This is a genomic window from Vibrio sp. M60_M70 (assembly GCF_037162085.1).
GTDB classification, from domain to species: domain Bacteria; phylum Pseudomonadota; class Gammaproteobacteria; order Enterobacterales; family Vibrionaceae; genus Vibrio; species Vibrio diabolicus.
The window spans coordinates 90,406-113,221 of the sequence record NZ_JARLUL010000002.1 but is presented as its reverse complement, the minus strand read 5'-3'; the positions used below and the strand labels follow the sequence as shown (position 1 = coordinate 113,221).

Here is a 22,816-nt window from a genome sequence, read left to right as displayed (position 1 = left end):
CGTAATTAGTCAAAGTTCGGTACGTAATCTTTCGCTTTTGGTAGCGTTTCGATGATTTTTTGTGAATACATGAACTCGGCGTAGTCGTCATAGCGTTTTAGATCGACTGCTGATGGGCGAAGCGCGAAACGAGTTAACGTGTCATTCCAAGCGCGTTGGTTGAGCTCGTTGTTTAGTGTGTCTGGCGAGTAAGCGACAAACTCTTTCCAAGACTCTTTAGGATGGTTGACGATGTAAGTGGTCGCTTGCTCCAGCGCTTTGTTGAACGCTTTGATAGCGGCTTTGTCGTAGGTTTTTGCATTCGCCACAAACACCAGTTCGTCATACGCTGGTACGCCGTGCTCTTCTGGGAAGAAGGCTTTGGCTTTGTAGCCTTCTAGCGCAAGTTGGTTGGTTTCGAAGTTACGCAAGCCGCCCCAAATAGCGTCTACTTTACCGGATGCGAGAGAGGAAGAGAGAGCCCAACCGACGTTGATGATTTGCACGTCAGAAAACTTCACGTTCTCCTGCGCAAGCATGGTGCCGATTGTCGCCTCTTCGTTACCTGCGATAGCAATACCGATTTTCTTGCCTTTAAGGTCGCCAAGGTTATCGTTCTTACCGTTATCCAACACCATCAACGTGTTGAGGGGAGTTGCAATTAAGGTCGCAGAGCGAATTAATGGCAAGCCAGCCGCTACGTCGATGGTCAGGCTAGGTTGGTATGAAATCGCCATATCGACTTTGCCAGCTGCAACTAGTTTAGGTGGTGTGCTTGGGTCGGCGGGTTCTTGGATATCTACCTTCAAACCTTGCTGTTTAAAGTAGCCTCGTTCTTGTGCAATCACTATAGGGCCATGGTTCGGGTTAACGAACCAATCCAGCATTAAAGTAAGCTCTTTTTCGGCAGCAAGTACGTTAGTTGAAACAATTGATGCGAGCAGAGCAACAGCGCTCATTAGTTTGTTTTTATTCACGGGGGTCTTCCTTTTTCTTTCCCTATTTGTTTTCCCAGGGAATGGCTTTTTTCAGTAATTTGTCAGTGGTGAAATAGAGTGTGATAGACAGTGCGGCGAGAATAAACAGCGCCGCGAACATCTCATCGATGATCATGCGAGCGTTGGCTTGCAGCATCAGATAGCCTAGGCCCTCACTTGAACCAACCCATTCACCTACCACGGCACCAATCGGCGCAATAACTACGGCAACACGAATACCAGACGCTAACGTTGGTAGGGCGGCAGGGAGTTGAATATGGCGCAGTAATTGCCATTTCGATGCGCCCATGGTTTTGGCAAGATCGAGATAGCCGGTGGGGGTGTTGCGCAGTCCGTCGTAACAACAAGTTGTTACAGGGAAAAAGATGATGATGGCCGCCATAACTACTTTCGATGCAATGCCGTAACCCAGCCAAAGCATCAACACGGGCGCGATAGCAAATACTGGAATGGCTTGGCTAGCGATAAGAATCGGCAATAGCCAGCGTTTGAGCGGCTCGAACATCAGCATTTGTAATGCGAACAGCAAACCCATTGATAAGCCGAGTGCGAGGCCAAGTAGGATCTCTTGCGCGGTAACCCAAGTGTGTTTGAGTAGCACGTCGTATCGAGTGACTAATCTATCCAATACTTCAATCGGCGAAGGCAAGATGAAGCTTGGCATGTCAAACACCACTACAATGAGTTGCCACAAACCTAAGATCACGGCTGCGCTGATTAGCAGACGCAATGCCGGATGAGTCACGCGTTCCTTTTTACTGATACGCGCCGAAACGGAGTTGTACTGAGTCATATCACTCATAGTCTTTCTCCAATTGATTCAAAATCGCTTGTTGTAGAGTTGCGCATTCTCCATCGAGAGATCTTGGTGGCTTGGCGTCCGGAACAACCAAGTGCTGCGCTTGAGCAGGCGTGCCTTGTAACACATAGAGTTGATGCGCCAATCGCACTGCTTCTTGCGGATCGTGTGTAATCAAGACAACGGTTTTGTCTTTTAGTAGCTCGGCAGAGAGAGTTTGCAATTTGTGGCGAGTCACGGCGTCCAATGCCGAGAAAGGTTCATCCATCAAAACCAAAGGTTTGTCTTGCATCAGAGTGCGAGCAAGGGCTACGCGCTGTCGCATACCTCCGGAGAGTTGAGCGGGTTTGGCGTAAGCGTAATCTGCCAACCCAACGTGCTCTAACAAGTTGAGAGCGCGTTGTTTCTCATCCGCTGGATTTGAGTTGGTGTGAGAAAAGCGCGAGCTGAGGCAGACGTTATCCAGCACGTTAAGCCACGGTAGCAATAAATCCTGCTGAGCCATATAAGCGATACGGTCATGCAGTGCAGCGCCATCGGTTGTGATGAGTTCGCCATGCCAGTCAACTTGGTCATCCAGTAAACCAGCTAAGTAACGCAATATTGTGGTTTTCCCGCAGCCACTTCGTCCGAGTAATACCGTCCATTGACCGACAGGAATGGTCATGTTCACTCCCGCTAAAGTCGGTGTTTGGCTGTCTTTGTATTGCAAACTGGCGTCGGAAAGCTGAATGCCAATCGCGTTAGCGAACATAAGTATGACCCGAAAAAAGTGATTCACTGGCCCGTGACCTTTCCCCACTTCCAATTCATCAGCGTGTGCGATAGCTTGGCTGATGTACTGCTTACCAAGGTGAACCGCTTTGTGCAGGTTGTTGCCTTGACCAAGGTAAGACGCAATGGCGGAAGACAGTGTACAGCCTGTGCCATGGGTGTTTTTGGTTGGAAATCGCTTGGCGCTAATTAACTCGGCACTGTCTTGCATGATCAGCAAATCGTTGCTGTTTTCATTTTCTTCAAGGTGACCGCCTTTGAGCAGAATAGCTTTGGCGCCAAGCGCACGAAGGTCGGTAATCATATCGTTCATTTCAGATTCTGATTGAGGCACTGGCTTACCCGTCAGTGCGGCACCCTCTGGCAGGTTAGGAGTGATGATGTTTGCCAGTGGAATTAACTCTTCTTTTAATGTGCTGATTGCTGATTGCTCAAGCAGTAAATCGCCGCTGGTGGCCACCATTACAGGGTCAATCACGAGGTGTTTTGGCTGGTATTGTTTAATTTTGTCTGCAACAACTTTGATGATGTTGGAGTCGGCTAGCATGCCCACTTTGACTGCAACGATGTTGAGGTCGGTAAATACTGCATCAAGTTGGCTCTCTACATGGTCGAGAGGAATGGGGAAAATCGCAGAAACGCCTTGGGTATTTTGCGAAGTAATCGCCGTGATTACCGAGCAAGCAAAGCTGCCAGTTGCGGACATCGCTTTGATATCGGCTTGGATGCCTGCGCCGCCGCCGCTGTCGGAGCCTGCGATGGTTAAGACAACAGGGGTGGTTATAGGTGATTGTGCCTGGTGTAAAGATGGCTGTGATTGCTGCGTCATGGTCGCTCCTACTACAAGACGTATAGGAACTGACTTTGACCGTTGTGGATAGATCGATTGTTCGATCGTTTCGCTCGCCAAAGAGGAGCGGCGAAAGGCAAAGTGCGCATAGTTCCCTACGTCAGTGCTAACTGAATCAGGTTCAACGGGTCTCGAATCTCGATCTCAGCCAACGCTTATCGCGTGGCCCCCCGACTATTTCGCTCGGATGATAGCAGGACCCTTGTAGAAGGGATACGTTTTTTGAGAGTAATTATTATTGAGTATTCAATTATGCGAGGTGAGTGATAGAGTAAGCATCTAAATGGTTCGTCGTGTGGAATTTACTAGTGCAACGCTCTGGTGAAAGAACTGAACCTGGAATATTTAATAAATAATCGTGGTCTCGCTAAGCAAGGATTAGCATAAAACAAGGTTAAAAAACTGTTAAAATTTAACGCGTTGCCAATTTAACTTTGTTGAACTTTTCGACAGTTAATTAGGAAGGCTAAGACGATCATCGAGCAAGGAGACTTCATGCTTAATTCTGCAACAGCGAAGTCAGTGATCGATCATGCTCTCTTTTTAGGGGCTGATTTCGCTGAACTATTCGTTGAACATCATCAAACTAACACCGTCCAGATCGCATCTGGTGAAGTGGATAAGGTTAACTCGGGTATCGATTTTGGTATCGGTATTCGCCTCTTCTTCGGTCACAAAGTGCTTTATGGATACACCAATAGCACGGACGAAGCCGAGCTAAAACGCGTAACCTCATTGCTTGCGGCAAAAGACAAGCGTGAACAAATCGCGTTAGCAGGTTCTTTAAATTTGAACCGCTACCCAATCCAACACGGTTGCCGCATGCCGTTAAGTCAGGATGCCAACTTAGATTCAAAAATCGCGTTTCTATTGAAAGTTGACCAAGCTGCGCGTGCAGAAAGTGAGTACATCAGCCAGTTCATTGGTAGTGTGCTTCAGCGCGAGCAGCAAGTGTCTATCTTCAACTCAGAAGGTTTGCATGTAGACGATACGCGTCACTACATTCGTGTGGCGGGTAACACCGTTGCTCAAAAAGGTAATGAGCAGTCTTCTGGTATGGAAGGTCCTGGCGCTCTTGCCGGTTGGGAGTTCAGTGAGCAGATAGATGCGAAAGAGCTGGGTCAAACTATCGCGCAGCAAGCGTTAGTGAAACTTGGCGCGGATGCTTGTCCATCGGGTGAAATGCCAGTGGTAATTGGTAACGGCTTTGGCGGCGTTATCTTCCATGAAGCGTGTGGTCACTTACTCGAAACCACTTCGGTTGCGAAGAAAGCGTCCGTATTCCACGACAAAATGGGCGAAATGGTTGCTCACACTGCAGTGAATGCTGTCGATGATGGCACCATGACCAACGAATGGGGCTCGATTCATGTTGATGACGAAGGCATGAAGACTCAGCGAACTCAATTGATCAAAGACGGTAAGCTAACCAGCTTTATGGTCGATAAAATGGGTGGCATGAAGACAGGTTATGAGCCTACGGGTTCTGGTCGTCGTCAGAACTACAAGTTCGCACCAACCTCGCGGATGCGTAACACCTTTATCGAAGAAGGCGAGCATTCACTTGATGACATGCTGGCAGGCATCGAGCGTGGTATCTATGCGAAGAAGATGGGCGGCGGCTCGGTTCAACCGGGTACGGGCGAGTTCAACTTTGCCGTTCGTGAAGCTTACCTCATTGAAAATGGCAAAATCACCAAGCCTCTGAAAACAGCAACACTGATCAGCACGGGTCCAAAAGTGCTGAAAGAAATCAGCATGGTCGGCAAAGACATGGCGCTTGCGCCGGGCATGTGTGGTTCAGTAAGTGGTTCAGTACCAACAACAGTCGGTCAGCCAACACTGAAAGTAGATAATATTCTGGTAGGAGGCGGTAACTAATGAGCCAAGAACAACAACTTCTTAATGCGGTTGATTACGTCCTATCAGAAGCAAAGCGTCAAGGCGCAGAAGCGGACGTCATTGTAAACCGCAACAGCAGCTTTTCTCTGAAAGCAAACCAAGGCAAGCTGGATGAGTACAAAGTTAGCTCAAGCCAAGTGCTGGGTGTTCGAGTTATTAAAGATGCTCGTGTCGCGACAAGTTATTCTGAATCACTCGAGCAACCAAGTTTAGATTTGATGCTCACAAACGCGCTGCAAAGTGCTCGCTTTTCCAAGCAAGATGAACATCAGAGCATTAGTTGCGTGAACAGCCAAATCACCACTGATATTGCAGAAATTGCGCAAGACGATACCACATCGGTCGATGAGAAAATTGAACTGTCCCTTGCGCTTGAGCAAGGTGTTGTGGCTCTGCCTCACGCTTCAAGCTCACCATACAATGGTTACAGTGACGGTGAAACTCAGCTCATCATCGCGAATACTCAAGGTACGTTATGTCAACATTTCGAGCGATCGTTCACTTGTTACGCGTATACCTTGTTTGAAAAAGACGGCAAACAGTCGATGGCGGGAAGAATGTCGCTAGGTCGCCGTTTTGATGAGTTGGATCCAGCTTATTGTATAGAAGGCGGTTACAACCTTGCTCGCGATCTTCTTGAAGGCGCTCCGGTTGCGACAGGTAACTATCCGGCCATTTTCCACATCAATGCTTTAAGCAGCCTGTTTGGTGCATTCGGCAGTGCGTTTTCTGGTGTGAGTGCGATGAAAGGCATCTCGCCACTGGGTGACAAGCTTGGTCAAAGCGTTGCAAGTGAACTGATCACCTTTACCGATGCGGCTTACATGCCAAATGGTATGGCAATCGCGAGTTTTGATAGTGAAGGCTTCGCTACTCAAGATAATGTGATGATTGCTAATGGTGAGTTGAAAACCTTGCTACACAACAGCCAGACCGCAAGTTACTTGGGCGCAGTCTCGACAGCAAGTGCCGCTCGCGGTGCAAAATCGAGCTTAGACGTATCAGCGAATCACAAAGTGATTGCGACAGGCAACAGCAGTGCGTCAGAAGTCAAAGCAGGTGAATACCTAGAATTAGTGGAGCTGCAAGGGGTTCACTCTGGTGCAGATGCTGTCAGTGGTGATTTCTCATTTGGTGCGAGTGGTTTCTTGTGCCGTGATGGTCAACGTGTTCAACCTGTGCGCGGAATTACAGTTGCAGGTAACTTCTACAAGATGCTGCAAGAAGTAGAAGCTGTGGGTGATACCCAGCTTATTAATGATAGCCGCACTTTCTTCGCGCCAGATGTGCGTTTTGCTCGCTTGAGTATTGGCGGCAAATAAGCGCGGTATAGAAAATCAGAAACAAAAAAGAGGACTCAATCGAGTCCTCTTTCATCATCTAGCAACGTGTACGCGAATAACTAGAATTCGCGGATATCCAGTTCGTTGTGGATCAGTACTACACACTGAGAAGCAAACAGCATCTTAGGCCCAAGGCTGATTTTCTCAGTACCTAGGCGCTTCAAGCTGTTGAACGACTTCTTTGGCATCGGAATGTGATCGGTTAGTAAGAAACATGGATTTTCACCAATTTCTGCGTCACGAACAAATTCGCCTTTCTTGTCCAACATATAAAGTTGGTGGTCTTCCGCCAGTTCTTGCACCAAGCGTTCAAAGCTCACTGTACGAACCGTAATACCGGGTTCAACTTCACGAAGCTGCTCTTTACCCATACCAACAGATGCGTCTAACGCACGGGCAACGGCAGCGATCAACGTTGACTCGTGAAAACCACCAATATTGGTAATGTCGTTTGAACGAATGGTAATCGTGCGCGAGTAATCCTTCGTGCTCTCTAATACCAAGTGGACAACCACATCTTCACGGTGAGATTGTGCCACGAACATGGTGTTCATCATGGTATGAGCAAGGATCTCGGTATGCGCCTCGTTACCAACACCTTCTAATAGTGCTTTGCTGGTCGTTGGCGCCGCGCGAGCTCGTAAAACAAAAGAGCGCATGAATTTAGCCTCTATATAGGAAGAGTGAATGCGCGGAAGTATATACCCAAGCAGGGAAGGGATGCGAGTTTAATAGTAAATGTGAACTTACTTACAAAGCTTCGATTGTCGTGCGGAGTGTGCTGGTTAGAATAGGAGGCAACCCTGTTAGGAGCGGTATATGGAAATCAAAAAGATAAATAAAGACATTTATAAAAAGAAAGTAAACTTGGTGATTGGCGGTTTTGTTGCGTTGCTCGCTATCTCATCTCTTGCCTTTAGTACCTTGCTTATTGTTTTGTTTGGCAACACTGAAGTCGTACCTGAACAATCAACGGGAAACTTTCACTGGAATTTGATTGGTGTCCTTCTCGCAGTCGCAACTTCCCTCTCTTTATTGAATCAAATTAAAACTCGGCCATACATGGAAGAGGTGTTGTACGTTTGGAAGCTCAAGCAACTGCACAACAAAATATTTCGTAAACTAAAAAGCATTAAAGCAGCCGCGAGCAATGACGATGTAAAAGCGCTCACTACGCTTAAGTTCTATTACACAACGCAACAACAAGTGTTTGAGTTAGACAACAACACATTGACGATGAGTAGTGTAAATAAAGAATTAGAGGCAATTGAGCAAATCGAAGCGGAGCAATCACTGGATCTTGATATCACCAGCTTTAAAGAGAGCTGGGTAGACACATACTGATTGCCCATTTGCTACTTGAAGTTAACAACTGAGTGCTAAAATTAAGCGTTTGAGTGAGATTTAATCACTCGATGCTTTTTTTTAAGTTTTTTTCTAAAAAGGGGTTGCCAAGAAAAATCATCTCCCTATAATGCGCCTCCGTTGTCAGGGCAAAGCGGAAACGCAAAAGCGGTTGGCAACAAGGCGAAAGAAAAGCTTCTAAAAATTAATTTTAAAAAGTGTTTGACACTGAAAGTTAATTCCTTAGAATACGCCTCCGCTTCGATAGCAAAGCTTACGAAGCAAGCTCTTTAACAATATAGACCTATCAATCTGTGTGGGCACTCGTTGATGATAATCCAATTAGAAATTTCTCTTAATAAAGAGGGGTTTCAAATTAGGTTTCAATGATACGAAGTGACCATTGAATCTTCGGATTCAGCACAGTCAATTCAAACATTACTTTATGTAATGTTCAGTATTCATTGAGCCGACAAAATCTTAAATTGAAGAGTTTGATCATGGCTCAGATTGAACGCTGGCGGCAGGCCTAACACATGCAAGTCGAGCGGAAACGAGTTATCTGAACCTTCGGGGAACGATAACGGCGTCGAGCGGCGGACGGGTGAGTAATGCCTAGGAAATTGCCCTGATGTGGGGGATAACCATTGGAAACGATGGCTAATACCGCATGATGCCTACGGGCCAAAGAGAGGGACCTTCGGGCCTCTCGCGTCAGGATATGCCTAGGTGGGATTAGCTAGTTGGTGAGGTAAGGGCTCACCAAGGCGACGATCCCTAGCTGGTCTGAGAGGATGATCAGCCACACTGGAACTGAGACACGGTCCAGACTCCTACGGGAGGCAGCAGTGGGGAATATTGCACAATGGGCGCAAGCCTGATGCAGCCATGCCGCGTGTATGAAGAAGGCCTTCGGGTTGTAAAGTACTTTCAGTCGTGAGGAAGGCGGCGTCGTTAATAGCGGCGTTGTTTGACGTTAGCGACAGAAGAAGCACCGGCTAACTCCGTGCCAGCAGCCGCGGTAATACGGAGGGTGCGAGCGTTAATCGGAATTACTGGGCGTAAAGCGCATGCAGGTGGTTTGTTAAGTCAGATGTGAAAGCCCGGGGCTCAACCTCGGAATAGCATTTGAAACTGGCAGACTAGAGTACTGTAGAGGGGGTAGAATTTCAGGTGTAGCGGTGAAATGCGTAGAGATCTGAAGGAATACCGGTGGCGAAGGCGGCCCCCTGGACAGATACTGACACTCAGATGCGAAAGCGTGGGGAGCAAACAGGATTAGATACCCTGGTAGTCCACGCCGTAAACGATGTCTACTTGGAGGTTGTGGCCTTGAGCCGTGGCTTTCGGAGCTAACGCGTTAAGTAGACCGCCTGGGGAGTACGGTCGCAAGATTAAAACTCAAATGAATTGACGGGGGCCCGCACAAGCGGTGGAGCATGTGGTTTAATTCGATGCAACGCGAAGAACCTTACCTACTCTTGACATCCAGAGAACTTTCCAGAGATGGATTGGTGCCTTCGGGAACTCTGAGACAGGTGCTGCATGGCTGTCGTCAGCTCGTGTTGTGAAATGTTGGGTTAAGTCCCGCAACGAGCGCAACCCTTATCCTTGTTTGCCAGCGAGTAATGTCGGGAACTCCAGGGAGACTGCCGGTGATAAACCGGAGGAAGGTGGGGACGACGTCAAGTCATCATGGCCCTTACGAGTAGGGCTACACACGTGCTACAATGGCGCATACAGAGGGCGGCCAACTTGCGAAAGTGAGCGAATCCCAAAAAGTGCGTCGTAGTCCGGATTGGAGTCTGCAACTCGACTCCATGAAGTCGGAATCGCTAGTAATCGTGGATCAGAATGCCACGGTGAATACGTTCCCGGGCCTTGTACACACCGCCCGTCACACCATGGGAGTGGGCTGCAAAAGAAGTAGGTAGTTTAACCTTCGGGGGGACGCTTACCACTTTGTGGTTCATGACTGGGGTGAAGTCGTAACAAGGTAGCGCTAGGGGAACCTGGCGCTGGATCACCTCCTTATACGATGATTATTGCGATGAGTGTTCACACAGATTGATACGGTTTATGAAGTTTAAGAGATAGAACATCCCCCAAGATGTTCAACTTAGTGTCCCGTTCGTCTAGAGGCCTAGGACACCGCCCTTTCACGGCGGTAACAGGGGTTCGACTCCCCTACGGGATACCATTGGGTCGTTAGCTCAGTTGGTAGAGCAGTTGACTTTTAATCAATTGGTCGCAGGTTCGAATCCTGCACGACCCACCATTTCCTTCCACGGAAATCAAAATAATGTGGACGATTAGCTCAGTTGGGAGAGCACCTGCCTTACAAGCAGGGGGTCACTGGTTCGAGCCCGGTATCGCCCACCATTCTCTAAGTATTTTTGGAATAAAACGTCCAAACCAGAACAAGCAATTGATACTGGTTGGCATTTTTGACTCTGAAAGTCTTTAGAAAATGTAACTTCCTTGTGAAGAAACATAGCTCTTTAACAATTTGGAAAGCTGACAAAACAATCTTTAAGATTGTTTGTAAAGTTCTCAATGTTTATCGAAAGATAAACACCAAAAAACACATTCAAGTGTTCTTGGCTTTTTGTTTTCATTTTTTCTAAAAATGAAGGTAAAGAGATGAGTCCGGCAAAATCGAATGTCTCTCGCTCATTCAAATAATGAGAGACAACTTTGGTGATTTGATTGTAAGACCCTTTGGGGTTGTATGGTTAAGTGACTAAGCGTACACGGTGGATGCCTTGGCAGTCAGAGGCGATGAAGGACGTATTAACTTGCGATAAGCCCAGATTAGGTAGTAAAAACCACTTGAGTCTGGGATTTCCGAATGGGGAAACCCACTTACATAAGTAAGTATCGTTATGTGAATACATAGCATAACGAGGCGAACCGGGGGAACTGAAACATCTAAGTACCCCGAGGAAAAGAAATCAACCGAGATTCCGAAAGTAGCGGCGAGCGAAATTGGACTAGCCCTTAAGCTTTATAGGCGTCAGGTGAACAAGCTGGAAAGCTTGGCGATACAGGGTGATAGCCCCGTAACTGACGACGCATATTCAGTGAAATCGAGTAGGGCGGGACACGTGATATCCTGTCTGAATATGGGGGGACCATCCTCCAAGGCTAAATACTACTGACTGACCGATAGTGAACCAGTACCGTGAGGGAAAGGCGAAAAGAACCCCTGTGAGGGGAGTGAAATAGAACCTGAAACCGTGTACGTACAAGCAGTAGGAGCAGGCTTGTCCTGTGACTGCGTACCTTTTGTATAATGGGTCAGCGACTTATATTCAGTGGCAAGGTTAACCATCTAGGGGAGCCGTAGGGAAACCGAGTCTTAACTGGGCGTTCAGTCTCTGGATATAGACCCGAAACCAGGTGATCTAGCCATGGGCAGGTTGAAGGTTGAGTAACATCAACTGGAGGACCGAACCGACTAATGTTGAAAAATTAGCGGATGACTTGTGGCTAGGGGTGAAAGGCCAATCAAACCTGGAGATAGCTGGTTCTCCCCGAAAGCTATTTAGGTAGCGCCTCGGACGAATACTACTGGGGGTAGAGCACTGTTAAGGCTAGGGGGTCATCCCGACTTACCAACCCTTTGCAAACTCCGAATACCAGTAAGTACTATCCGGGAGACACACGGCGGGTGCTAACGTCCGTCGTGGAGAGGGAAACAACCCAGACCGCCAGCTAAGGTCCCAAATTACTACTAAGTGGGAAACGATGTGGGAAGGCTCAGACAGCCAGGATGTTGGCTTAGAAGCAGCCATCATTTAAAGAAAGCGTAATAGCTCACTGGTCGAGTCGGCCTGCGCGGAAGATGTAACGGGGCTAAGTAGTAAACCGAAGCTGCGGCAATACTCTTTGAGTATTGGGTAGGGGAGCGTTCTGTAAGCGGTTGAAGGTGTGTGGTAACGCATGCTGGACGTATCAGAAGTGCGAATGCTGACATGAGTAACGATAAAGGGGGTGAAAAACTTCCTCGCCGGAAGACCAAGGGTTCCTGTCCAACGTTAATCGGGGCAGGGTAAGTCGACCCCTAAGGCGAGGCCGAAAGGCGTAGTCGATGGGAAACGGGTTAATATTCCCGTACTTCTTACAATTGCGATGGGGGGACGGAGAAGGCTAGGTGGGCCTGGCGACGGTTGTCCAGGTTCAAGTGCGTAGGCTTGAGAGTTAGGTAAATCCGGCTCTCTTTAAGGCTGAGACACGACGTCGAGCATCTACGGATGTGAAGTCATTGATGCCATGCTTCCAGGAAAAGCCTCTAAGCTTCAGATTGTAAGGAATCGTACCCCAAACCGACACAGGTGGTCGGGTAGAGAATACCAAGGCGCTTGAGAGAACTCGGGTGAAGGAACTAGGCAAAATGGTACCGTAACTTCGGGAGAAGGTACGCTCTCGACGGTGAAGTCCCTCGCGGATGGAGCTATTGAGAGTCGCAGATACCAGGTGGCTGCAACTGTTTATTAAAAACACAGCACTGTGCAAAATCGTAAGATGACGTATACGGTGTGACGCCTGCCCGGTGCCGGAAGGTTAATTGATGGGGTTAGACTTCGGTCGAAGCTCTTGATCGAAGCCCCGGTAAACGGCGGCCGTAACTATAACGGTCCTAAGGTAGCGAAATTCCTTGTCGGGTAAGTTCCGACCTGCACGAATGGCGTAATGATGGCCACGCTGTCTCCACCCGAGACTCAGTGAAATTGAAATCGCTGTGAAGATGCAGTGTACCCGCGGCTAGACGGAAAGACCCCGTGAACCTTTACTACAGCTTGGCACTGAACATTGACCCTACATGTGTAGGATAGGTGGGAGGCTTTGAAGCGCAGTCGCTAGATTGCGTGGAGCCGTCCTTGAAATACCACCCTTGTAGTGTTGATGTTCTAACGTCGACCCCTTATCGGGGTTGCGGACAGTGCCTGGTGGGTAGTTTGACTGGGGCGGTCTCCTCCCAAAGCGTAACGGAGGAGCACGAAGGTGGGCTAATCACGGTTGGACATCGTGAGGTTAGTGCAATGGCATAAGCCCGCTTGACTGCGAGAATGACAATTCGAGCAGGTGCGAAAGCAGGTCATAGTGATCCGGTGGTTCTGAATGGAAGGGCCATCGCTCAACGGATAAAAGGTACTCCGGGGATAACAGGCTGATACCGCCCAAGAGTTCATATCGACGGCGGTGTTTGGCACCTCGATGTCGGCTCATCACATCCTGGGGCTGAAGTCGGTCCCAAGGGTATGGCTGTTCGCCATTTAAAGTGGTACGCGAGCTGGGTTTAGAACGTCGTGAGACAGTTCGGTCCCTATCTGCCGTGGGCGTTGGAGAATTGAAAGGGGCTGCTCCTAGTACGAGAGGACCGGAGTGGACGAACCTCTGGTGTTCGGGTTGTGTCGCCAGACGCATTGCCCGGTAGCTAAGTTCGGGATCGATAACCGCTGAAAGCATCTAAGCGGGAAGCGAGCCTTGAGATGAGTTCTCCCTGATACTTTAAGTATCCTAAAGGGTTGTCGTAGACTACGACGTTGATAGGCAGGGTGTGTAAGCGTTGTGAGGCGTTGAGCTAACCTGTACTAATTGCCCGTGAGGCTTAACCATACAACACCCAAGGGGTTTTGATGGACTCAATGAAAGAACATTGAATGTGTAAGAACGAGAATTAAGAAACAGCTTTCCAGATTAAAGAATTTGCTTGGCGACCATAGCGTTTTGGACCCACCTGACTTCCATGCCGAACTCAGAAGTGAAACGAAATAGCGCCGATGGTAGTGTGGGGCTTCCCCATGTGAGAGTAGGACATCGCCAGGCTTTAAATATCGCTTTCAAGTTTTCTTTTTAATTAAGATAACTGAAGGCAAAACTAAAAATTAGCATCGATAGTATAAGACTAAGTTTTAGTGACAATTTGTGGAGAGATGGCTGAGTGGTTGAAAGCACCGGTCTTGAAAACCGGCATACGTTAATAGCGTATCTAGGGTTCAAATCCCTATCTCTCCGCCACCTTTAAAAAACCGCTGTTCTTACAGCGGTTTTTTTGTATCTGCTGTTTTTTAACAGCTGTTATCGAAAACGTCTAATTGGCTTTTCTCCGGCCCTTTCTCTAAGTTCTTTAGCGTACTCACTTTGGGTTTAGTTTACGCAGTAATATCTTCAATCGAAGACATTTTCATAGGTCATTTAGGCTTTAAGTAGAGCTTTGTTAAGTCTCAACGTGGGATGCTTAAAAGCATTTTGATAGAGTTTCAGTCTAAATACTGCTGATGTACTTGGAGAAAAAATGAAGCTACTTTACTGGTTAGATGAATGGCAAGCGCTTACTCAAAAAGAGCAAAATGCTGCTTTACCAATTTCTGGCTACGATTTACTTGATGATGTTTTTGTGAAGTATGAATTCGTCGATCTTAACAAGCTATTGTTGTTCACATTTTCTCCTTCCGGTACTGATGCTCAGGTACAAGACTTAACTCCGGATTTTTCTCCTTGGGGTTACGACCTCGGAATACAACAACAAATAAATATTATTGCCTTTCAACATTTAGGTAAAAGTAATTGGTTCCGTAGCCGGAATTTAATTTTCTTTCTGGAGCAGTTGTCGGAGTTGCTAAATCCCTTCAAATGTCGTTTGGGTTATGGGCAGAGCCGAGGTGGTTTTGCTATTGGCGCATTCGCTGACTTACTGAAGTTGGAGCATCTTTTGTTGTTTTATCCTGTTAGCACAAAAAATAAAGCGTTAGTGCCATGGGATGATCGGCCCAGCACTGAGCTTGCTCAACAGTTCGATTGGGAAAGCGGCTACCATGATCGAGATTTGGGCAATGCCAAAGGTTACATTATTTATGACCCCACCAATCGTATTGATCGTCTTCATGCTGAACGTTACCCAGAGCTAACTCATTTAAAAGTCGTCGGTATGGGGCACGGCACTCAATCCACACAATTAGATAAATTAGAATTTTTTAATCTGGTGGCGAAGGAGTTTGTTCGTCATCAAACCATAGATATTGACCAATTTAATAAGCAAATTCACGCTTTGTTTTAAAAGAGGACTGATATCAGAGTCCCCTGTAACCAGGGGGATATGATCACACACTAAAAACTAGATTTTTAACACAATTGCTAGGCGCAATTTAGATGGAGGATTAATGAAGTTACTGTACTGGTTGGATGAATGGCTGGCTCTTTCTCGTGAAGAACAGCAAACCAGGCTACCGATGTCCGGGGAGGACTTACTTGATGATGTGTTTGTTAAGTATGAGTTTGTCGACCGAAATAAACCGCTGTTGTTCACCTTTTCCCCTGCTGGTACGAATCTACAAGTACAGGACTTACACTCAGACTTTGCGCCTTGGGGCTATCGATTAGCCCAGAAACAAAAAGTAAATATTATTTCTTTTCAGCACCTTGGGAAAAGTAACTGGTTTCGCAGCCGTAATTTGATTTTCTTTCTAGAGCAGTTATCGACATTACTTGAGCCTTTTGAATGCCGTTTAGGTTATGGCCTTAGCCGCGGTGGTTTTGCTATTGGCGCTTTTTCCAATCTATTAAAGTTGGATCAAGTATTGATGTTTCACCCGGTCAGTACAAAAAACAAAGTGCTAGTGCCATGGGATGACAGGCCAAGTACTGAACTTGCCCAACAATTTGATTGGGAAGGAAAGTACCACGACCTCGACCTTGGAGATGCAAAAGGTTACATCATTTATGATCCAACCAATGAAATCGACCGTCTTCACGCCAAACGCTACCCAGAGCTCACTCACTTGAGAGTCTTCGGTATGGGACATGGTACACACGCGACGTATTTGAATAAATTCGGTTTTTATAAGCAAGTGGCTGTAGACTTTATACGTTATCAGAAGATAGATATAGCGCAGTTTCGTCATCAGACTAAAACGCTGCGATTAAAAGAAGATTACTATCAGTGTCTTAACAAGGCGAATGCGAGTTCACAACATCGTTTGAGCCTACTGAGTACCGCTCATAATGTGCTAATTGAAGAAAAGAAAGAACATGTGAAGGAGCATCAAGCGCAAATCGATATTCAGCCACTTGTTGATATTGCGATGAAGCATGAGCATGACAATCCGCAAGATGCAGTACAACTTTTGGAAGTGGCTCAGCAGCTAGTTCCGAATGACCCCGTTGTGGAGCACAAGTTGCAGCAACTGTCGTAGCGTTGAGATGTAATGCAGACGGTATTGGTTGAAAATAGGTCCGTGGCTTTTGTCGCTGGCCTTTTTAGGAGCTTATGGGTTGATATTTCGATGACATTTAATGAAGCAGTACAAAATAAAAAGCCCAAGCAAATGCTTAGGCTCAACGAGTATTAATATGAGTTTAAAACTCTTTTGGCGCAAAGCCTGTCATGACATCGAGGCGAAGCTCTTTACCAACTTTTGTTAGTGGGTGAACGATTACTAAGCCGCGTACGCGTTTTTTCAGTTTGCCGATGTCCGCTTGTTCTGCTTTGGTGATTTCACGAGAGAATGGCATATCAAGTAAGCTTTTACGTTCTTTGTTCAGCTCATAGTTTTGCTTATGCTTTAACTGGTTAAGCTTTTTGGTTAGCTGTTCTACTTCATCCGTGAACTTTGTAATCATTTCGTGATCACCACGAGAACGTGCCGCATCAAGTTTACGTTGGCATGTATCTAAACGGTTGTGCAGCTTTTGAATATCAGTTTTTATGCTCATGGTAATTTGGCTCAAATTTTAAATAGTCGAGAAGTATAGCATAGCTGAGATCACACGCTCTACTATACTTCTCGATTGTCTGGCTTTAGTTAATCAGTTCATTGCCCGATACGTTACCAGAGAAAAAGGCTTCGACGTTATCGAGCGTAACTGAGGCAATATTATTAAGTGCTTCGTGAGTCAAGAATGCTTGGTGGCCAGTAAACAGCACGTTATGACAAGCCGATAAGCGACGGAAAACATCGTCTACGATGACATCGTTAGATTTATCTTGGAAGAACAAGTCTTTTTCATTGTCATACACGTCTAGACCAAGCGCGCCAATCTTACCTTGTTTCAAGGCTTCTATCGCCGCTAGTGAATCCAGCAACTCGCCTCGACTAGTGTTAATGATCATCACACCATCTTTCATTTGCGCGAAGGCTTTTTCGTTCAATAGGTGATAGTTTTCTTCACTCATTGGACAATGGAGAGAGATAATATCCGCATTAGCGTAGATTTCTTCAAGCGAACAGTAACGCGCTCCCATTTCTAGTGCTAATGGATTTTCGTAAGGGTCATAGCAAAGCAGCTCCATGCCAAGCCCTTTGAAGATACGCATCGTCGCGATACCAATCTTACCTGTACCAATGACACCAACGGTTTTCCCGTAAAAGTTAAAGCCAACTAGGCCCTCTAGCGAGAAGTTGGCGTCACGTGTACGTTGGTAGGCTTTGTGAAGGCGACGATTTAGGCACATCATCAAACCGACTGTGTGTTCAGCCACCGCTTCTGGTGAGTAAGCAGGAACTCGAACCACTTGTAAGCCAAGTTCTTTAGCGGCTTGTAGATCAACTTTATCAAAACCCGCGCAGCGCATGGCAATAAGCTTAGTTCCGCCTAGAGAAAGCTGTTTAAGAACGGGAGCTGAAAGGTCATCATTGACGAAAGCACACACGACATCGCAACCATGTGCCATTTTGGCGGTTTTTTCGGTTAGCCGGAAGTCGTGATAGTGGAATTCAAAATTTCGGTTATTTTTAATTTTATTAAAAGAGGCCTCGTCGTAGGATTTTGCACTAAAAAAAGCAATATTAATCATGGTTCCCTCTCAAAAAGTGCGGACTTTATAAATAAATATACTTATAAAGTAATGCAACTTAGGCGGAATGAATAGAGAAATCTTCTCTTTAACTTTTGCCATATCAAACAACGATAACGATCACGCCTTTCAATGAGTATTATCTTACGATTCTGCACTTGTGCGTTCATCCCTTTAGCTCCTGGGGTAATACAGGTTCTACCCTAGATACTGTTTGCTTTACGGGCGCTAACTGACTAGCATAATCGCTCTTTTCTTGTTCACTTTAGTTAGGTTAGGCGTTCCGGCAATGTCAGTGAAATGGTGCTCTATGTTCTTGTGTTGTGTGTTGGCTTCTGGCGTCCATGCAGCTGTAGATTTTGTTAAAGTCGACAAGTCAAAGCGTCGAATGTATTTAATGGAACAAGGCACAATACTAAAAGAATACCGCATTGCTTTAGGAGCGAACCCTAAAGGGCATAAACAAGAAGAGGGAGACAATCGTACACCTGAGGGCGAATACACCTTAGATTACGTCATAGAAGACTCGGCTTTTTATCGTTCTGTGCATATTAGCTACCCTGATGCGATTGATACGTTGGAAGCGAAGCGCCGAGGTGTGTCCCCAGGAGGGAACATCAAAATTCATGGTTTAAAAAACGGTGAGAGTCAGTTGCCGATTTATATCCAAAGCTTTGATTGGACCAATGGGTGTATTGCGATTACCAATGAAGAGATGGATGAATTTATCCAGCTTGTAGAGATGGGGACACCAATTCAGATTGAGTGGTAACGAAATGGTGCCTCTAAAGCTCAAGGTGGTATGTGCTATGGCATAAAGCGTTGTGGATGATCACTGAATATACCGTCTAACTGAGGTAGGTACTTCAGTTTGTTTGGACTGTTCACTGTATAACACATCACTTTGTAACCCGCCTGCTGGAGTTTGTTTATTTGGCGCGAGCGAACCCAGTTAATGTTTAGGTTGCAGCTATAGGCGTTAACTTCTTCCAAAAGGCGTTTATCTTTTCTCGTTAAGAATTCACTCAATACACCTAATCGATACTCATTGCAGTATTTATGCAGCGCTCTAATGACATCATGACTAAAACTGGAGAGTAGTACCTTCTCTTGCTGCATGGGACTTTTTGCTAGTACGTTGGCGAGAGCTTGTGCCACTTCTTCTGCTGGGTGGCGATCTACCTTAACTTCAATATTCAAGTTAAGCTTGTGCTCAGTAGCTAAAGTGAGCAGCTCATCTAATGTCATGATTTTCTCACCTGAAAAATCTGCGCTGAACCAGCTACCAAAATCCAACGCCTTTAACTCTTCCAGAGTCAGTTCATCGACACGCCCTTGTCCATTACTGCATCGATTTATGGTGTGATCATGGCAAACCACTAAAACATTATCTTTGGTCGGTTGTACATCAACTTCAACCCAATTTAATCCGAGGTCAATGGCGGCCTGAACGCTCACTTTTGTATTTTCTGGGTATGAGCCAGCAACACCACGATGACCAATTACTAATGTTTCCATGTTCTTCATCTTCTGCTTTGTGTTGAGCAGATTGTACTCGTTTTTTGCTTTGAAGATATACCTCAAGGTGCATGTTGTCAGATCGTCTTAATAAAAGCCAAATCGCCCATTCGTCAAGGTAGGTCGTTGGAAGAACTCCTGTCGAATCATGAACCAAAGTTGGACTTTTATTCTCCTGCCGCTCATTTTTAAAGAGCAAGGTAGTTGCGAGTGCATCATGGTTATCGGGAGAGAGAAATATGAAGATCGGTGTTATTGGTGCAGGAGCTGTTGGTGTGGGAGTATGTAATTACTTACTCACTCTGGGTGGTTTTAGTGAGCTTGTTCTACTTGATAAAAATTTAGAACGTGCCGAGGGTGAAGTGTTTGATTTTCGTCACACGATGGCACTGACTTTTTCAAAAAACACACGCATTATGCCGTCGGATGATTACTTAGATTTACTCGAAGCCTCTCTTGTTGTTATCACCGCTGGTACGCAGATTAAACAAGGACAAACTCGTTTGGATATTGCTGAGGTTAATGCTCAAATTGGAGTTGATATTGCGCGTCAAATAGAACGTGTAGCGCCAAATGCGGTGTTGATTGTTGTGTCAAACCCATGCGATATCGTGGCGCACTTTATTGTCACCAACACCGGTTTTGAGCCGAGTAAAGTTATTAGCAGTGGCTGTGTAGTTGATACCGCTCGTTTAATGAGTATTGTTGCTGGCCGTGTAGACCTAGACCCGAAGAACGTGTTTGGTTATGTATTAGGAGAGCATGGTAGCCATTGCTTTACTCCTAAGAGCTTAATTTCTATCGCTGGGCAACCGGCCGACTATTACTGCGATACCCATAACATTGAGAGAATTGATCCGCACGCACTTCTTGAGGCGGTGAAACAGGCGGGATACGAAATCTTTCGGCGTAAGCAGAACACCGTTCATGGCATTGCCGCCAGTGTCTTTCGAATCATTCAAGCCGTGACGATTAACGAACGATCGGTGTTGCCCGTCGGTACGATGATGTCGGGGCAATATGGTTTGCATGATGTTGTTCTCAGCCTACCTACGGTTATTGGAAAAAACGGAGCAAATTCAGTTCTGATGCATCCCTTCACTGAAGAGGAGCTTGTCACATTAAAAACGATCAGCGCCCACTTAAAACACATCGTCGAAAATGTCGCTAAGGAGACGAAGCTAAAGCCCTGATCTACCCTCATTATCAGGTGATAGTTAGCTTAGCACTCCGGTCTACTGCTATAGAGCTATTTGTACTAAAGCCCTAGGGTGTGTAGTTGTTTAATTTGTAAATGAGTAATAGAATGCGAACCATTTTTATTTGAATGGTGAGTGGTAATGTCTCGAGTTTTGATAGTGGATGATGACGTTCCTTTGTGTGAGCTATTAGAAGCAGTTTTGCAAGAGGAGGGCTATATTGTCTCTTCTGTACATTGCGGTGAAAGTGCTTTGCAATATATGGAAAAAACGCCGGTAGATCTTGTACTGCTTGATGTCATGTTACCAAACCTTAACGGCATGCAAGTTGCCCGTAGAATCTGTCAACGCTTCGCGACACCTATTCTAATGCTTACTGCTCTTAATGATGAAAACTCGATGCTTGATGGCTACCAAGCGGGAGCCGATCAGTACATAGGAAAGCCTTTTAATGTTGCTGAGCTTCTGATGCGCATCAAAGCGATTCTTCGTCGTGTTGGTTTAGAGCGCCAACGTCAGGCGATGTGCAGTACCGTTCAAACGATCAGTGATCAGCTCAATAGCTTACCACTCACAAGCACGGAAGCCGAGTTACTGAGCTATCTAGTCAAAAACCAAGGTGTGGTGATTTCAAAAGCGGAACTCCAAACCGAAGTATTAAAGAAAGAGCTAAGCCCTTTTGACCGCAATCTTGATATGCACATCAGTAATATACGTCGCAAGCTAGTAGAAGCAGGGCTCTCTAAGCAACATATCAAAACCTTCCGTGGCAAAGGTTACAGCTACCTAGAGGCTGTAAACAATTAATGAAGCTCACGTGCCCACCTTTTATCGCGAAACGTAAAGACAGCTTAGCGTTTAAGTTGTTTAGTTATATGACTGCAATTGTGATAAGTATTTTGGTCGTACAAGCAATGGCGGAGCAAGCTCTCGTGAAAGCCATGCTAAAAGTGCCGGACAGTGTGCGAGAAGAAATGCTCGATCTTGCACATCAAGCCAATGTGCTGATTGAGCACGGAGACATGGATGAACTTGCTGACTGGGCGAACGCGCAAAACTTTTATCTGTTTGTGCTGAATGAGCACCAGCAACCCGTCACTCACCGTTTAATGCATCCACACTTCGAGTTCAAACTTCAATTTAAAAGAAGTATTGATGATCAACTTGAGGGAAAGGTAAATCGCCCGATTATCAATGTCCCTTTGGTTAAAGATAATAGCTTGGTGATTCAACTGCCACATCGACTGCATCCCGCACATGACTTCATTTTATATTTCTCTATTCTCAAAGTGGTGATTGCGGTAGTTATTTTGGCGTTGTTCTCATTGCTAATGGCACGCAACTTACAACAGCCGCTTGATCGCTTAAGAGAAGCAAGCAAAAAGCTATCTAACGGCGACTTTAATGTCAGTGTGGTGAAAGAGTTAAAATCGAATACGCGCGAGTTTAACGAGCTGGCGCAAGACTTCGACCACATGACACAGCAAATTCATTCTCTTGCCGAAAAGCAGCGATTGCTTATAAGAGATGTCTCCCACGAGCTCCGAACGCCGTTAGCAAGACAGAATTTAGTTCTACACCTTTTGCGGAAGCGAGTTGGGGAGAACGAGCAAAGCTTGGTGACCAGGCTAGAAGACGAAGCTAAAGAGCTAAACCATTTGATAAGCGATATCTTGGAGTTCAGTCGCTTGGAAAATGCGCGTTTCGACAAAGGTGCGAAACGCCGTGATTTAGAGGTGTTGCTCGCACCGCAAGTAGAGCGGTGCAAAATCGATTTAAAACCAGAACAAACATTGTCATTCCGTTCAGAAGCAATATGCGCCAAAGCTTTTTGCGAAGAAACGCTCATCATTCGTTGTTTGAATAACCTTGTTGGAAATGCCGTCAAGTATTCAGGGCAAGCATCTCAGATAGAAGTTTCTCTGGCTAATCATGTCAAAGATGGGCAGCAATTGATTTCCATGTCTGTATCCGACAATGGGCCAGGTATTCCAGAGAACAAGTTGGTCGATATTTTTGACCCGTTTACTCGCTTAGATGCATCAAGAGATAAGAAGCTTGGCGGCTATGGTTTAGGTCTCGCGATTGTCAAAGAGTCCATGCGCATTATGGGTGGATCCGTTACGGCGAAAAATCGTGAACAAGGAGGTCTGAGTGTTACTTTGGTGTTCAAGCAGTAAGTATGGTTAAGTCTTATTAACTGTGATATCTATCACGTTATTGTGGCTCATCATCAGAGAGTACTTTACAAAAGTTTGCAAATGCAAAGAATGTAAATTTAATGCAAATGGTAATACTTATCACTTATATT

The 22,816-nt window shown here is 46.0% G+C and carries 16 protein-coding genes, 4 tRNA genes, 3 rRNA genes, 1 pseudogene and 1 riboswitch; of the genes and pseudogenes, 16 read left to right on the top strand and 8 right to left on the bottom strand.

Annotated features, from left to right (window positions below):
• Positions 1–5: 5 nt before the first annotated feature.
• The 4 genes and pseudogenes from P4S59_RS16300 to thiD form a co-directional block, all read right to left on the bottom strand.
• Entirely contained in the window at positions 6–956 is a 951-nt protein-coding gene (locus P4S59_RS16300) for an ABC transporter substrate-binding protein (RefSeq protein WP_256950577.1), read from the bottom strand.
• A gap of 22 nt (positions 957–978) precedes the next feature.
• The gene (locus tag P4S59_RS16295) at positions 979–1,779 is read right to left on the bottom strand and encodes an ABC transporter permease (protein ID WP_074190220.1); all 801 of its coding nucleotides are present in this window, start codon (positions 1,777–1,779) and stop codon (positions 979–981) included.
• Positions 1,772–2,530: an ABC transporter ATP-binding protein gene (locus tag P4S59_RS16290; protein ID WP_248380525.1), complete on the bottom strand. Its 759-nt coding sequence runs from the start codon at positions 2,528–2,530 to the stop codon at positions 1,772–1,774. Before P4S59_RS16290 ends, P4S59_RS16295 begins: the two co-directional genes overlap by 8 nt.
• Positions 2,520–3,379: pseudogene (thiD, locus tag P4S59_RS16285) on the bottom strand (bifunctional hydroxymethylpyrimidine kinase/phosphomethylpyrimidine kinase). Before thiD ends, P4S59_RS16290 begins: the two are co-directional and overlap by 11 nt.
• 96 nt (positions 3,380–3,475) lie before the next feature.
• A riboswitch (TPP riboswitch) is annotated at positions 3,476–3,583 on the bottom strand.
• Positions 3,584–3,895: 312 nt separating this feature from the next.
• On the opposite strand from thiD, the gene P4S59_RS16280 reads away from it, so the two are divergent.
• A complete protein-coding gene (locus P4S59_RS16280; protein WP_337168681.1) occupies positions 3,896–5,281 on the top strand; it encodes a TldD/PmbA family protein in 1,386 nt (461 codons plus the stop codon).
• On the top strand, positions 5,281–6,624 hold the full coding sequence (locus P4S59_RS16275) for a TldD/PmbA family protein (protein ID WP_258507681.1): 1,344 nt from the start codon (positions 5,281–5,283) through the stop codon (positions 6,622–6,624). Before P4S59_RS16280 ends, P4S59_RS16275 begins: the two co-directional genes overlap by 1 nt.
• 80 nt (positions 6,625–6,704) lie before the next feature.
• Here P4S59_RS16275 and trmY read toward each other — a convergent pair whose 3' ends face one another.
• The gene (gene trmY / locus P4S59_RS16270; protein WP_005459965.1) at positions 6,705–7,304 is read right to left on the bottom strand and encodes a tRNA (pseudouridine(54)-N(1))-methyltransferase TrmY; all 600 of its coding nucleotides are present in this window, start codon (positions 7,302–7,304) and stop codon (positions 6,705–6,707) included.
• Positions 7,305–7,464: 160 nt separating this feature from the next.
• On the opposite strand from trmY, the gene P4S59_RS16265 reads away from it, so the two are divergent.
• The 10 genes from P4S59_RS16265 to P4S59_RS16220 all read left to right on the top strand — a co-directional run bounded on the left by P4S59_RS16265 (position 7,465) and on the right by P4S59_RS16220 (position 16,187).
• Complete coding sequence (locus tag P4S59_RS16265; protein WP_005391841.1) at positions 7,465–7,989, top strand: DUF3087 domain-containing protein; 525 nt, start codon at positions 7,465–7,467, stop codon at positions 7,987–7,989.
• Between the two features lie 482 nt (positions 7,990–8,471).
• Positions 8,472–10,023, top strand: a 16S ribosomal RNA gene (locus tag P4S59_RS16260).
• Positions 10,024–10,113: 90 nt separating this feature from the next.
• Positions 10,114–10,189: transfer RNA gene (locus P4S59_RS16255), tRNA-Glu, on the top strand.
• Between the two features lie 2 nt (positions 10,190–10,191).
• Positions 10,192–10,267: transfer RNA gene (locus tag P4S59_RS16250), tRNA-Lys, on the top strand.
• Between the two features lie 28 nt (positions 10,268–10,295).
• Positions 10,296–10,371: transfer RNA gene (locus P4S59_RS16245), tRNA-Val, on the top strand.
• Between the two features lie 351 nt (positions 10,372–10,722).
• Positions 10,723–13,611, top strand: a 23S ribosomal RNA gene (locus P4S59_RS16240).
• Positions 13,612–13,704: 93 nt separating this feature from the next.
• Positions 13,705–13,821, top strand: a 5S ribosomal RNA gene (gene rrf, locus P4S59_RS16235).
• Together the 16S, 23S and 5S rRNA genes with 4 tRNA genes alongside form the textbook arrangement of a ribosomal RNA operon.
• A gap of 101 nt (positions 13,822–13,922) precedes the next feature.
• Positions 13,923–14,013, top strand: a tRNA-Ser gene (locus P4S59_RS16230).
• A gap of 277 nt (positions 14,014–14,290) precedes the next feature.
• Positions 14,291–15,052 (top strand): cytosolic protein, encoded by a 762-nt coding sequence (locus tag P4S59_RS16225; RefSeq protein ID WP_337168680.1) that lies wholly within the window; start codon positions 14,291–14,293, stop codon positions 15,050–15,052.
• 103 nt (positions 15,053–15,155) lie between these two features.
• Entirely contained in the window at positions 15,156–16,187 is a 1,032-nt protein-coding gene (locus tag P4S59_RS16220) for a cytosolic protein (RefSeq protein WP_074189713.1), read from the top strand.
• A 163-nt stretch (positions 16,188–16,350) separates the two neighbouring features.
• On the opposite strand, the gene P4S59_RS16215 is transcribed toward P4S59_RS16220, so the two are convergent.
• Positions 16,351–16,707, bottom strand: coding sequence for a YibL family ribosome-associated protein (locus P4S59_RS16215; protein WP_005374274.1), 357 nt, complete (start codon positions 16,705–16,707; stop codon positions 16,351–16,353).
• Positions 16,708–16,792: 85 nt separating this feature from the next.
• Complete coding sequence (locus P4S59_RS16210) at positions 16,793–17,788, bottom strand: 2-hydroxyacid dehydrogenase (protein WP_054866878.1); 996 nt, start codon at positions 17,786–17,788, stop codon at positions 16,793–16,795.
• Between the two features lie 289 nt (positions 17,789–18,077).
• On the opposite strand from P4S59_RS16210, the gene P4S59_RS16205 reads away from it, so the two are divergent.
• Complete coding sequence (locus P4S59_RS16205) at positions 18,078–18,560, top strand: L,D-transpeptidase family protein (RefSeq protein ID WP_048624649.1); 483 nt, start codon at positions 18,078–18,080, stop codon at positions 18,558–18,560.
• 35 nt (positions 18,561–18,595) lie between these two features.
• On the opposite strand, the gene P4S59_RS16200 is transcribed toward P4S59_RS16205, so the two are convergent.
• On the bottom strand, positions 18,596–19,306 hold the full coding sequence (locus P4S59_RS16200; RefSeq protein ID WP_337168679.1) for a glycerophosphodiester phosphodiesterase family protein: 711 nt from the start codon (positions 19,304–19,306) through the stop codon (positions 18,596–18,598).
• Positions 19,307–19,545: 239 nt separating this feature from the next.
• Between P4S59_RS16200 and P4S59_RS16195 the strand changes: the two genes are divergently transcribed.
• The 3 genes from P4S59_RS16195 to P4S59_RS16185 all read left to right on the top strand — a co-directional run bounded on the left by P4S59_RS16195 (position 19,546) and on the right by P4S59_RS16185 (position 22,685).
• The gene (locus P4S59_RS16195) at positions 19,546–20,499 is read left to right on the top strand and encodes a lactate/malate family dehydrogenase (RefSeq protein ID WP_005393528.1); all 954 of its coding nucleotides are present in this window, start codon (positions 19,546–19,548) and stop codon (positions 20,497–20,499) included.
• Positions 20,500–20,646: 147 nt separating this feature from the next.
• Complete coding sequence (locus P4S59_RS16190; protein WP_046873911.1) at positions 20,647–21,312, top strand: response regulator transcription factor; 666 nt, start codon at positions 20,647–20,649, stop codon at positions 21,310–21,312.
• Positions 21,312–22,685 (top strand): histidine kinase sensor domain-containing protein, encoded by a 1,374-nt coding sequence (locus P4S59_RS16185; RefSeq protein WP_337168678.1) that lies wholly within the window; start codon positions 21,312–21,314, stop codon positions 22,683–22,685. Before P4S59_RS16190 ends, P4S59_RS16185 begins: the two co-directional genes overlap by 1 nt.
• The last annotated feature ends 131 nt before the right edge of the window (positions 22,686–22,816 follow it).

Bases quoted from the DNA above. Each gene is read 5' to 3' on its own strand.
- P4S59_RS16295 (WP_074190220.1), bottom strand. From the start codon at position 1,779: ATGAGTGATATGACTCAGTACAACTCCGTTTCGGCGCGTATCAGTAAA.
- P4S59_RS16290 (WP_248380525.1), bottom strand. From the start codon at position 2,530: ATGTTCGCTAACGCGATTGGCATTCAGCTTTCCGACGCCAGTTTGCAA.
- P4S59_RS16280 (WP_337168681.1), top strand. From the start codon at position 3,896: ATGCTTAATTCTGCAACAGCGAAGTCAGTGATCGATCATGCTCTCTTT.
- P4S59_RS16275 (WP_258507681.1), top strand. From the start codon at position 5,281: ATGAGCCAAGAACAACAACTTCTTAATGCGGTTGATTACGTCCTATCA.
- trmY (WP_005459965.1), bottom strand. From the start codon at position 7,304: ATGCGCTCTTTTGTTTTACGAGCTCGCGCGGCGCCAACGACCAGCAAA.
- P4S59_RS16265 (WP_005391841.1), top strand. From the start codon at position 7,465: ATGGAAATCAAAAAGATAAATAAAGACATTTATAAAAAGAAAGTAAAC.
- P4S59_RS16225 (WP_337168680.1), top strand. From the start codon at position 14,291: ATGAAGCTACTTTACTGGTTAGATGAATGGCAAGCGCTTACTCAAAAA.
- P4S59_RS16220 (WP_074189713.1), top strand. From the start codon at position 15,156: ATGAAGTTACTGTACTGGTTGGATGAATGGCTGGCTCTTTCTCGTGAA.
- P4S59_RS16215 (WP_005374274.1), bottom strand. From the start codon at position 16,707: ATGAGCATAAAAACTGATATTCAAAAGCTGCACAACCGTTTAGATACA.
- P4S59_RS16210 (WP_054866878.1), bottom strand. From the start codon at position 17,788: ATGATTAATATTGCTTTTTTTAGTGCAAAATCCTACGACGAGGCCTCT.
- P4S59_RS16205 (WP_048624649.1), top strand. From the start codon at position 18,078: ATGTCAGTGAAATGGTGCTCTATGTTCTTGTGTTGTGTGTTGGCTTCT.
- P4S59_RS16200 (WP_337168679.1), bottom strand. From the start codon at position 19,306: ATGGAAACATTAGTAATTGGTCATCGTGGTGTTGCTGGCTCATACCCA.
- P4S59_RS16195 (WP_005393528.1), top strand. From the start codon at position 19,546: ATGAAGATCGGTGTTATTGGTGCAGGAGCTGTTGGTGTGGGAGTATGT.
- P4S59_RS16190 (WP_046873911.1), top strand. From the start codon at position 20,647: ATGTCTCGAGTTTTGATAGTGGATGATGACGTTCCTTTGTGTGAGCTA.
- P4S59_RS16185 (WP_337168678.1), top strand. From the start codon at position 21,312: ATGAAGCTCACGTGCCCACCTTTTATCGCGAAACGTAAAGACAGCTTA.